Consider the following 11,987-nt stretch of genomic DNA (forward strand, 5'->3'; position numbering starts at 1 on the left):
TAAATTTAAATAAAGAGGCTATTTGCCTCTTTATTGCTTTAAGGCCTTATTACTTGCTCAAAGCGGCAAGAATGTCTGATTCGAACTGCTCAGGTTTTGTAAGTGGCGCGTATCGTTTAATTGCTTTGCCGTCTTTACCAATTAAAAATTTGGTGAAGTTCCATTTTATTTTGCGGGTAATAAAACCAGGCAGCTCTGATTTTAGATATCTAAACACAGGGTGAGCATGCTCGCCATTTACGTCAACCTTACTCATCATCAAAAAGCTCACACCATAGTTAATTAAGCAGCCTTCTTTTATTTCTTTAGCATCACCAGGTTCTTGTTTACCAAATTGATTACATGGAAAGCCAATTATTACCAAGCCTTGTTCATGGTACTTATCATGAAGTACTTGTAAGCCTTCGTATTGCGGGGTGAAACCGCATTTACTCGCTGTATTTACAACAAGTACGACCTTATTTTCAAAATCAGAAAAATCGACAGTTTGGCCTTGTAGGCTGGTGGCAGAGAGTTGGTGAAATTCGCTCATAATGATAACTTTTTATTATTGTTACACTGATTCTAACTTGCTTGTCATATTTCTAAAAGAGCAAATATTAATCAGCAAATGCATTGGTTAAATGTTCTATTAGTAAACGTACACGAAACGGTAATAGATCTTTTCTTGGGTAGACTAACCAAGATGCGTTATCGCCAACCTGAAACTCTTCAAGAATGCTTACTAATTGCCCATTATTTAAAAAAGGTTCCACGATATCTAACGCTAAATGGGCAATGCCAACTCCTGCTACTGCGGCATTTAAAATAGCCTGCGGGTGGTTGCTACGCCAATTACCATCGATACGAACTTCTTTAATTTGATCGTCAATATTAAATCGCCAGCGCTTTCGCATGGTAATTAAGCAGTTATGCTCAGCAAGGTCATAAGGCGTTTTAAGAGAAGGGTGACTGGCTATGTATTCAGGGCTAGCAACGAGGGTCATGACGCGCTTACATAAAGGGCGTGCAATTAAGTTTGAGTCTTGCATCCTGCCAAAGCGAATGGCTAAATCAAAGCCTTCTTCAACTAAGTTGACATTGCGACTATTAAAGTCGAGATCGACCTCTACCTCAGGGTAGCGTTTTACAAATTCTGCGACTTTGGGGGCGATTTGGTTAGCTACAAACTCGCCCGCACCCGTTATTCTTATTAGTCCTTTTGGTTGGCGCTGCTCACCTTGTAATTGATTGTTTGCATCAATTAACTCTTGGCGTATAGCTTTTAACTTAACAGCGTATTCACGCCCTGCATCAGTGAGACTAATTTTACGAGTGGTGCGCTGAAATAGCACAGAACCTAAACGATTTTCAAGTTGTTGTACTTGCCGACTGATATGTGAAGTTGATACTTCCATAGCTTTAGCTGCGTGTGTAAAACTGCCGTGCTCAACAACATATAAAAATTCCTCTAAGCCTTGCCACATTATCTTTACCCTAAGTTTTTCAGTAAATTTAAAGCAGTTTAAGTGGTTTATTATTGCATGTCTGCAAAAGTGATTATTTATTTGCTCCCTTTATCCCTGTATAAAAATAACTACAATAGTTGTGTCACTGATTAATACTCACAAATATAAGGGAGTAAGCATGTTAAATTTTAGCTTTGAGAATCCAACCAAAATTTATTTTGGTGAGCAGCAAATTAAAGAAATTCAAAACGAGATCCCAAAGAATGCCAAGGTACTTGTTACTTATGGTGGCGGCAGCATTAAGAAAAATGGCGTTTATGATCAAGTTAAAGCCGCATTGATTGAACATACTTGGTTTGAATTTGCGGGAATTGAGCCAAATCCAAGCTACCAAACATGCATGAAAGCTGTAGAGCTAGTTAAAGAGCAGCAAATTGACTATATCCTTGCTGTCGGCGGTGGCTCTGTCGTGGACGGAAGTAAATTTATTGCTGCTGCGGCTGAGTTTGCTGGCGAACCATGGGATATTTTAGCAAAAGGTGCTGAAGTGAAATCAGCAGTGGCACTGGGCGTTGTTCTAACACTGCCTGCAACAGGTTCTGAATCAAACACTTTCAGTGTGGTATCAAACTTAGATACTCAAGATAAGTTGCCGTTTGCAAGTGAGTTTGTGCGGCCTCGCTTTGCTGTCTTAGATCCCGCGGTGACATTCTCATTGCCTGAGCGTCAGGTAACTAATGGGATTGTTGATGCGTTTGTGCACACAATGGAGCAATACCTTACTTATGATGTCGGTGCCAAATTACAAGACCGCTTTGCTGAGGGGATTTTAATGACCCTTATTGAAGAAGGTCCGAAGGCATTCTCTGAGCCAGATAACTATCAAGTACGCGCGAATATTATGTGGTCAGCGACTATGGCACTTAATGGTTTGATTGGTGCTGGTGTGCCACAAGACTGGGCGACTCATATGATTGGTCATGAAATGACCGCGGTGTACGGTTTGGACCATGCACAAACATTAGCGATTGTATTACCTCGTATGATGGCTGAACAAAAAGACACCAAGCGTGGCAAGTTATTACAATATGCTGAGCGAGTATTAGGCCTTGATATCAGCGATGAAGATGCGGCTATTGATAGCGCAATTGCTGCGACAGAAGCATTTTTCCATAGTGTTAAAATGCCAACTCGTTTAAGCGACTATAAGCTCGATGAAAGTGTCGCAGATAAACTTGTCGCTCAGCTGGAACGCCACGGTATGACGGCTCTAGGTGAGCGTGAGCAAGTTACACTTGAGAAAAGCCACGCAATTTTACTTGCCAGTGTTTAACTTAAGATTATAAATAATCCCATCCCTGCTAGTGTTGTGTAGTAAATGTTATGTGTTCTATAAGCCACTATAACAGATACTACCGCAGCACTTAGGTAGGGATTTTGCCAATCTAAATTTATCCCTTCGTCATTAATAAACACAATGGGTACCCAAATCGCGGTAAGTACTGCTGGGGCGCTAAAACTTAAGAATTGCTGCATTTTCGGGCCAACTTTAAAGGGTAATGCGCGGTGCAAAAATAAGTAACGTGTGAAGAAGGTGATACACGCCATCAATAAAATAGTGGTCATCATTGTGTATGCTCCTCTTTTGCTTGCCAGCGACTAATTAGGTAACCGACAGTCATGGCAATAAGGGCTGCTGTGACAAGCCAAAGTTGAAAGCCCTGACTTTTTAATAGTGTTGCAACAACACCTGCTGTGATCACAGTAGCTAGTGTCGCTAGGTTTTTTACACCAGGAATAACTAAAGCAATAAAAGTGGCAGCGATAGCAAAATCAAGCCCCAGGTGCGTTAAATCAGGTAGTAAGCTACCTGCGACGATACCAAGCAGAGTCCATATATTCCAAGCAATATAAAAGCTAAACCCGGCACTTAGCGCGTAAATCAAGCGCACTTTCGTTCTATACGCTCTGTGATGATGCGAAAAAGCAAACAATTCATCAGTAAGTACAAAGCTAACTGGAAGTCGCCAACGAAACGGCTGGTCTATGACTTTGTGACGAATAGCTAAACCATACAAAAAGTGCCGCGAGCTAATAATGAGTGTGGTAAACAAAATTGTTAATAGCGGGGTATTTCCAGCCATTAACTCAATTGCGACGAGCTGAGCAGAACCAGCAAATACCAATAGCGACATAGCTTGTGTTTCAAAAGCACTAAAACCATTTTGAACGGCTAAAGAACCACATAAAATCCCCCAAGGTAACACCGCAAGACATAAAGGAAGCATGTCGAAAAACCCTTTTAGTAAGGCTCTTAATGTTGAATTATGCATCTTATCGCTCATGTTTGTTGTTATGGCTCAGATCAAAACAGCTGAAATAGAGGTGTGTCAAAATAACTGAAGTTTGTAATAATGTATAGCCGAACCCGTTATTGAAATTTCTGTCTGCAAGTCATTAGCGTCTTTTAAAGGGAAAGTTACAATGTCTAAAGTTAAAGTTTGGGATGGCTTTATAAGAAGCTTCCATTGGTTATTAGTTGCGGCCATCGCAACACTCTATTTTAGTGCTGAAGAAGGTATGTTGGAGCTGCATTTTGCTGCAGGCTACTTTACCTTGGCGCTTATTATCACACGTATTATTTGGGGTTTTATTGGTAGTCAAACGGCGAAGCTCTCTGCGCTCATTCATTCTCCTGTTGCTGCTATTAAGTCGTTTACAAGCAATGAGCACAAAGCGGGTCATGGTGCTGCGGGTAGTTATATGGTGATAGCCTTTTTTGCTTTACTCATCGTGCAGTTAACTTCGGGTCTAATGACCAGTGACGATATTTTAACGGATGGCCCTCTAGTAGAGCATGTTTCTTCAGATACTGTAGAGTTTGCGGGTTGGTTACATCATTTAAATTTTGATATTTTGTTGTACGCAATTGTGCTGCACGTTTTGGCGATTGTTATTTACCGTATTAAGGGTAAAAACTTAGTGAAACCTATGTTGACCGGAAATAGCGAGCAAGTCTCAATCACTGAGCCAGTTACTAAATCACCAGTGATTGCTTTTATTATCTTTGCAGTGTGTTTAGTGGTGTTATTTACGACTTGGGGTGCTGAGCCGCTCAGCTATTTACTTGGGTAAGTTGCCATAAGGCATTAAAAAAGGCGCTTCTTAGCGCCTTTTTTAATTTAAACTGCTAACTAGTCTTTGAAAGACTTATGGCAATCTTTACAACCTTTAGCCCATGCGCCGAATGCTTTGCCAATAACTTTTTTATCGCCACTTTGTGCTGCGACAGCTAATTCATCGGCATATTGCTGGAAAGCAACCGCTTTTTTCATAAAGGTTTCGTTGTCGCTCCAAACAGCTGCAAGCGCAGAAGTATCACCTTTATCAGAACCCGCTACAAAAGCTTCCCAAGGCATTTTTGATAGCGCTGCTGCATTGTTGGCACGCTTTTGAAAACGTTCTGCATCAAAAGGTACTTTTCCTTTTAACATATCGCCCATATCGCCAATTTGCACACGGATCATTGAAAATGCAGCCTGACGGTACTCAATTGCATCGCTTGGTTCTTCAAAAACTGAGTTTGCAGATGCACTTAGCGCCATTGTCGATAGCATAGCACCTAATACTAATTGTTTTAATTTCATTCCTTTTGCCCCTTAAAGTGTCATAAAGATAAACTAACTGAGTTTGTATCTTAGCTTAGTGTATTATTCAAGTGTATTGCGGCTAATCTTAACTTAAGTTTAATCTAGGGCGTGTTGACCTTTGTGGATTAAAATTAATCGCAAAAGGTCAATTACGGCCTAATCATTTATATCAATATCGGCGAAGATCATACCTCGGCGCATGCTTCTCGTTGCTAAGAAAACCTCGCCTAGTAAAGATAAAAAGCCAAAGATTAACAGTGCCATAGCAGCGACAAAGCAGCTTGCAATTGTCACACTCAAGTTAATTGATTGGATATGTGATAAAAATAGACACATAACCACAGCGCACACTAATAAGGCACTGAGTACGCTTAAACTAAACGCGATATGGATGCAGCGTGAGCGTTTCAACAATGCCCTTAGTTCTGTTGTTAGTGACTTATTGAAGTCTTCATCGGTACTGACTTTAAGCTTACGTTCTAACTGTCTCGCTCGATCGGTAATACGCGCTAAGCGGTTGGAAAGTACTCCTAACGTTGCTGCAATACCTGTAATTAAAAATACCGGTGCAACCGCTGTTTGAATTACTTTTGCCATGGTAAGAATGTTGATTACTTCTGAATTCATCTGACAGTACTCTACTTTATCAAAACTCAATACATCATATTCATTTACAAATATTTACAACTCAAAAAGTCATAATAAAGTACTTAATAAACAGTTAGTTAAAGCTTTAAGTGCGCTTTATGTTGTAAAAAATGTAATTGTTTTGTAACTGTAATGTTGTTCTTGCTTATGTTTCCGATTTATATTGGTGCTGAAACTTTGTTTCAATCACTATTTAGACGATAACATAACATATCCCAGGGGAACCCATGTCTAAAAATCTAATAAAAAGAACTGCAGTTGCTTTGGCTGTAACGAGTGCTATGTGCGCTAGTGCGCAAGCCAATGATTTTTCTAAGTATAATCTTGCTGGTAAAAAGTTAATTAAAGCGAGTGCGGTAACAAAAAAAGAACAAAAAGTACGCAGTGAAGCGACTAGTTGGCTAGTTAAGTTAAATGCTCCAGCATCAATTAATGCTAAAACAATGGGTGTTGATGTAGCCTCTGTTCAAGCACAAGCAAAAGTAGCGCAAGCAAGCGTAGAGCAAGCTATTAATAGCATGGACTTACCACTTGAGGTTGTTGCAAAAACATCAACACTAGTAAGCTCAATCGTAGTTAATGGTAACAAGCAAGATGTTGCTAAGTTATTATCAAACTCTCAAGTAGAGGGTATTTACCCAGTATACGATTATGAATTGCATGTTGCTGACAGCGCTGACTATATTGAAGCGACTCCATTAGTATCTAATGGATTAGCGACAGGTGAAGGTGTTCGTGTTGCTGTTCTTGATACGGGTATCGATTACACCCATAAAGCCTTTGGTGGTGCGGGTACTGATGAAGCTTATGCTGCTGCAATTGCTGATCCTGCTTCTGTAGATTGGCCACAAGGTAAAGTATTAGGCGGTTATGACTACATCAATTATGACAACGATCCAATTGATGTGACAACTAACCACGGTACACACGTTTCTCACTCGGTTAACGGTATTGCGCCAAACGTAGATCTATTCGTTTACTCTGTATGTAACAGTGGTTGTCCTGGTCTTGCACAACTTCTCGCGCTTGAAAGCGCAATGGACCCTGATGGTAATGGTGACATTAGCGACCGTGTTGATGTAATTAACATGTCTTTAGGTGGTGACTACGGTGATATTGCCAATGATGCTGTTGGTCTATTCATCAACCAAGCTGTTAAGCTTGGCACAAACGTTGTAATTTCAGCGGGTAATGACGGTGCATATCCTTTCATCGTTGGTGGCCCAAGTACCACTGAGAACGCACTTTCAGTAGGTGCGATGACTCACCCTACCGGTGAAGAGTCAATTGGTAGCGGTACAATTAATGGCGAAGAAGCAATTGTTCAGCCTGCAAGCTTTGGTCCGCAAACTGCATTTAGCTACACTAATGAAAACTTGGATCTTGTTTACCCAGATGCAAACCAGACAGCGTGTGAAGCGTTTGCTGATGACGTAGATTTCACAGGTAAAGGCGTTATCATCGACCGTGGTGCATGTGCATTTACAGTTAAGGTATTAGCTGCACAAGCTAAAGGCGCTGAGTTTGTTATTATTGCAAACAACACTGATGATGGCACGCCAGCACCTATGGGTGGTTCAGATCCTGCTGTTACTATACCTTCAATAGGTGTAACGTTTGCAGCGGGTACTGCTTTAAAAGCGGGTGGTACATTCAACCTAACAGTTGAGCGTTTAGTTCTATCTGGTGCAATTGCAGACTTCACATCGCGTGGCCCTTCAATGGGTGGTCTATTAAAACCTGAAATTACAGCACCAGGCGTAAACATCATGACTGCTCATCCTGGTCTAGGTGATGGCCTTACTGGCGCAACAGGTACTTCATTCTCTGGTCCTATCACAGCAGGTGCGGTGAGCTTATTAAAAGAAGCGCTACCAGAGCGTAATGCGCTTGAAATCAAAGCGACGTTAATGAACACTGCTAACCTAAATGTGACTATGGAGCCGTTAGCAATTAACCCGGATGCAGAACTTGCGCCAATTAGTTATATCGGTGCGGGTCTTGTTGATGTAAACAAAGCTGCAAATTTACCTGTAGCTGCGTGGGCAGCTGATACTAAGCAAGCGGCACTTTCGTTTGGTTTAGTAAGTGCATCAGAAACTGTTGAGCTAACGAAAACTGTTCAAGTTAAGAACTTCTCTAATGAAGACAAAGTTTACACACTTTCTCTTGAACAACGTTATGCAGATGACGTTGAGCGTGGTTCATTCTCACTTGATTACCCAGATTCAATCACTGTTCCTGCGGGTCAAACTATGTCATTTGATGTGACAGCAACAATTGATCCGGCAACGTTACCAGAATGGACATTAACGGATGATAATATCGGCTCACAAGATGCAACGGCTGATTTAACCAAACTAGAGCTTGATGGTGCGCTAATCTTCTCTGATGGTAGCGATGAAGCATTCCACCTTGTTTACCATGTATTACCAAAAGCAAATGCTGCGATGAGCTTCATGCCTGTATTGACAGACAATGGTGTTGCTCATCAGATAACAAATACAGGTGCGGTAGCACTTGAACCAGTGTTTGCTCCTACTGTAATGACTGATGATGTAGATGAAGACCAACGTTTTGATTTAGTGGGTGCATCTATTGAAACATTTGCAGTACCAACAGATATCTGTGATAGCGGCTATGTTACATTAACCACGATGGTTATGAATGAAGGTATTACACACTCTTACGTGGGTGGTTTCATGGCTGACTTCGATATTGACCAAGATGGTACATACGATGTTACAGTGCAAAATGGTAAACTAGAGTGGTTCTATGATGTAGAGCCGGGTACTGCGATTACCTTTACTCACGGCTATGGCAGCTCTTCGGGTAACCTCAACAATGTTTATCAAATTATTGGTAACAATCACCTTACAATGCAAAGCTGTCTAGGCGCATTTGGCCTTACTGCTGATGATATTGGTAAAGCGACTGCAAATGTACGTTTCCGTACAGAAGAAGAAACGTGGACGCCAATTGCATCAGGTGAAGGTGATGTTGCAATGGGTACATATACATTTACTGATGCATCAAGTGACGTATATGCAGCACTTGTTGATGAAGCTGGTGAAGTCGTTAGCTCATTAGAGCCTGGTGCTTCTGCAACATTATTGAATGCTGGTGCAGACTTCATGATCTTATCTGACTCAGGTTCAAAAGCGTTCGCAGCAACACCAAGCGAAGATGCTGACGTTGCTCCAGTTCTTGCTGACGCGTCATTCTCTGTAGACGAAAACACAGCGGTAGATACTGTGATTGGTTCACTAGAAGCAACTTATGGTGCTGAGCTTGCTAACCCAATCGCTGAATATATTGTAGTTAATTCTACTTCTACAGCTGTTTCAGTGACTGCATCAGGTGATGTTGTTGTTATGAATAGCGACATGCTTGACTACGATGCTGGCATGATGAGTATTGAACTTGAAGTTGTTGCAGTAGATTCTGCAGGCAATATCTCTGAGCCAGCGATGGTGACTGTTGAGGTAATGAACGTTGCTGACGAGCCAGAAGAAGTTAACCCTGTGATCGATGCTGAGCTTGGTGAATTCACGGTTCAAGAAAACGCTGCGGAAGGTACTGTAATTGGCACTGTGACTGCGACTGACCCAGATGCAGACCTGACTCCTATCGCAACATATGAAGTGACAGGTAGTGATAGCATCAGCATCAGTGATGCGGGTGAGTTAATGGTTGCTGGCGCTATCGATTATGAGCAAACAACCTCTATCGAAGTATCAGTAACTGCGGTTGACTCTGCAGGCAACATGTCAGAAGCGGTTACTATTACTATTGCAGTGACACAAGACCCGGCAGAAGATGTTGTAGCTGAAGAACCAGCGAAGAAAAAATCTTCTTCAGGTTCACTAGCATGGTTAACATTACTTGCTGCACCGTTCGCATTTATGCGTCGTCGTAAGCAAAAGTAATTACTTGATAAGTAAACAATAAAAGGGAGCTTCGGCTCCCTTTTTACATTGCTTCACAAAGGCTACTTATATGTTGCCGTTTTTTTACTTATATTGGAGACAGAATAATAAAACTAATACAGGAATCCCATGAAAGTTGGCCATTCACTTTGCCTTGCGGCACTCTCTTTAGCTGTTCTATCAGCGTGTAATAAAGTCCCAGATAATAAAGAGCAAGCCGTTATAACAGAGCAAGTTCAGGTTGTAGCTCCGCTTGCTAAAAAAATACCTCATGAAATGACCATTCATGGTGACACACGTATCGATAACTACTACTGGATGCGTGATGATGAGCGCAAAGATGCCGCTGTTATTACCCATTTAAATGCAGAAAATGCGTATGTTGAAAGCAAGCTGGCACATACTCAAACGCTACAAAACACCTTGTACGAAGAGCTTAAAGGACGTATTGAAAAGGATGACGATACCGTACCGACAAAAAAAGGCGATTATTACTACTTCTCACAAACGCGCGGTGATGACGAATACCCAGTGTATGTGCGCAGCAAAGATAGCCAAGGAGAGGATAAGCAGGTTATCTTAAATGTGAATGAGCTGGCTAAAAATCATGACTATTTTGCCGTAACAGGTTTAGCTGTCAGCCCAAATGGCAATTTGCTGGCTTATGGTGAAGACACTGTGAGTCGCCGTATTTACACAATTAAAGTAAAAGATTTAACCACAGGTAAAATGCTCACAGAAAGCCTTGAAGGCACGGAAGGTGATGTAGTCTGGGCAAATGACAACAAAACCTTTTACTACATCAAAAAAGACCTACAAACACTGTTAGGCTACCAAGTATATCGCCATACGCTAGGCACCCCGCAAGCCGACGACGAACTAGTTTACGAAGAGAAAAACACCAGTTACTACACCAGTATTTATAAGAGTAAAGACCAACAAGAAATCTATATTAGTCATGGCAGCACCAGTGCTTCGGGTGTCTCGGTTATTGATGCTAATGATGTCAAAGCAATGCCAAAACGTTTTATTGAACGCGAAGCAGGGCTTGAATATGACATCAAAAAGTTAGGTGATTGGTATTACATCGTTACTAATTTAAATGCTGTTAACTTCCAACTGATGAAAGTGCATCGCGATAAAGCTCATGATAAAGCACAATGGCAAACGATAATTGCTGGTCGTGATAACGTGAAACTTGAAGGCATTGAGTTATTTAACAATCATTTAGTTTACGAAGAGCGAGAAATGGGGCAAACCCGAATCACTATTCGCGACCTTCGTAACCAACAAGAGCAAGTCGTTGCGTTTAATGACCCAACTTATATGGTCTTTAGTTATGGTAATCGTGAGTTAGATAACCCTAACTTACGTGTTTACTATTCAAGTATGACGACGCCAGGCAGCAGCTACGATATCAACCTAGAAAGTGGCGAAAAAACACTGCTTAAACAGCGTAAAGTGTTAGGTGTTTTTAACCCTGACAACTATGCCTCTGAGCGAGTTTATGTGACTACCCGAGATGGTGTCGATGTTCCTGTTAGCCTTGTTTATCGTAAAGACAAGTTCAAAAAAGACGGCTCTAATCCGCTTATGCAATATGGTTATGGTTCGTATGGTGCGACCATGGATCCGAGCTTTTCAAGTTCACGCTTAAGTTTGCTTGATCGTGGTTTTGTGTTTGCGATTGCGCATATTCGTGGCTCGCAAATGCTGGGTCGCCCTTGGTACGAAGACGGCAAGTTGCTGAAGAAACAAAACACCTTTAATGATTTTATAGATGTGACTAAGTCTCTAGCTGCTCAAAAGTATGCTGATAAAGATAATATTTTTGCCATGGGTGGCAGTGCGGGTGGCTTGCTAATGGGGGCTGTTGTTAATCAAGCGCCTGAGCTATATAAAGGGGTGATTGCCGCAGTACCCTTTGTTGATGTAGTTACGACTATGCTTGATGCCAGCTTACCACTCACAACGAATGAGTATGACGAGTGGGGTAACCCGAACGATAAAGTCTATTATGATTACATGCTGTCATATTCGCCGTACGACCAAGTTAAGAAGCAGGCTTACCCAAATATGTTAGTTACTACCGGTTTGCACGACTCACAAGTGCAGTATTTTGAGCCGGCAAAATGGGTTGCTAAGCTACGTGAATATAAAACCGATGATAACCTGTTGCTGTTCAAAACTGACATGGAAGCAGGGCATGGCGGTGCTTCTGGGCGCTTTAAAAGCTTGCAAGATACTGCTTTATATTACGCCTTTATGCTCGATTTGGCGGGTATCGAAAAATAATAACAACACAGGCATCC

At 41.5% G+C, this 11,987-nt stretch carries 10 protein-coding genes; 4 read left to right on the forward strand and 6 right to left on the reverse strand.

The features are described 5' to 3' along the window. Positions 1 to 49 precede the first annotated feature (49 nt). Positions 50 to 532, reverse strand: coding sequence for a glutathione peroxidase (locus J8Z25_RS00350; protein WP_167658794.1), 483 nt, complete (start codon positions 530 to 532; stop codon positions 50 to 52). Between the two features lie 67 nt (positions 533 to 599). Then, complete coding sequence (locus J8Z25_RS00355) at positions 600 to 1,466, reverse strand: LysR family transcriptional regulator (protein ID WP_130050076.1); 867 nt, start codon at positions 1,464 to 1,466, stop codon at positions 600 to 602. Positions 1,467 to 1,626: 160 nt separating this feature from the next. Between J8Z25_RS00355 and J8Z25_RS00360 the strand changes: the two genes are divergently transcribed. After that, positions 1,627 to 2,781, forward strand: coding sequence for an iron-containing alcohol dehydrogenase (locus tag J8Z25_RS00360; protein ID WP_250661497.1), 1,155 nt, complete (start codon positions 1,627 to 1,629; stop codon positions 2,779 to 2,781). Here the strand turns inward: J8Z25_RS00360 and J8Z25_RS00365 are convergent. Together J8Z25_RS00365 and J8Z25_RS00370 are read right to left on the reverse strand one after the other, a co-directional pair. Beyond that, positions 2,778 to 3,077 (reverse strand): AzlD domain-containing protein, encoded by a 300-nt coding sequence (locus tag J8Z25_RS00365; protein ID WP_130050074.1) that lies wholly within the window; start codon positions 3,075 to 3,077, stop codon positions 2,778 to 2,780. The two genes, J8Z25_RS00360 and J8Z25_RS00365, sit on opposite strands and share 4 nt — an antisense overlap. Continuing rightward, positions 3,074 to 3,793, reverse strand: coding sequence for an AzlC family ABC transporter permease (locus J8Z25_RS00370; RefSeq protein ID WP_250661498.1), 720 nt, complete (start codon positions 3,791 to 3,793; stop codon positions 3,074 to 3,076). The genes J8Z25_RS00365 and J8Z25_RS00370 overlap by 4 nt, the downstream gene beginning before the upstream one ends. Before the next feature lie 139 nt (positions 3,794 to 3,932). On the opposite strand from J8Z25_RS00370, the gene J8Z25_RS00375 reads away from it, so the two are divergent. After that, complete coding sequence (locus tag J8Z25_RS00375; protein WP_130050072.1) at positions 3,933 to 4,583, forward strand: cytochrome b/b6 domain-containing protein; 651 nt, start codon at positions 3,933 to 3,935, stop codon at positions 4,581 to 4,583. Between the two features lie 59 nt (positions 4,584 to 4,642). Here the strand turns inward: J8Z25_RS00375 and J8Z25_RS00380 are convergent, their stop codons facing one another. Continuing rightward, positions 4,643 to 5,095, reverse strand: a complete 453-nt coding sequence (locus tag J8Z25_RS00380) for a c-type cytochrome (protein WP_130050071.1) — start codon at positions 5,093 to 5,095, stop codon at positions 4,643 to 4,645. A 159-nt stretch (positions 5,096 to 5,254) separates the two neighbouring features. After that, entirely contained in the window at positions 5,255 to 5,725 is a 471-nt protein-coding gene (locus tag J8Z25_RS00385) for a DUF2721 domain-containing protein (protein ID WP_250661499.1), read from the reverse strand. A 248-nt stretch (positions 5,726 to 5,973) separates the two neighbouring features. On the opposite strand from J8Z25_RS00385, the gene J8Z25_RS00390 reads away from it, so the two are divergent. Together J8Z25_RS00390 and J8Z25_RS00395 are read left to right on the forward strand one after the other, a co-directional pair. Beyond that, complete coding sequence (locus J8Z25_RS00390; protein ID WP_250661500.1) at positions 5,974 to 9,675, forward strand: S8 family serine peptidase; 3,702 nt, start codon at positions 5,974 to 5,976, stop codon at positions 9,673 to 9,675. Positions 9,676 to 9,804: 129 nt separating this feature from the next. After that, the gene (locus J8Z25_RS00395; protein WP_250661501.1) at positions 9,805 to 11,970 is read left to right on the forward strand and encodes a S9 family peptidase; all 2,166 of its coding nucleotides are present in this window, start codon (positions 9,805 to 9,807) and stop codon (positions 11,968 to 11,970) included. Positions 11,971 to 11,987 lie beyond the last annotated feature (17 nt).

This window comes from Pseudoalteromonas sp. SCSIO 43101 (genome assembly GCF_023650775.1).
GTDB classification, from domain to species: Bacteria; Pseudomonadota; Gammaproteobacteria; order Enterobacterales; family Alteromonadaceae; genus Pseudoalteromonas; species Pseudoalteromonas apostichopi.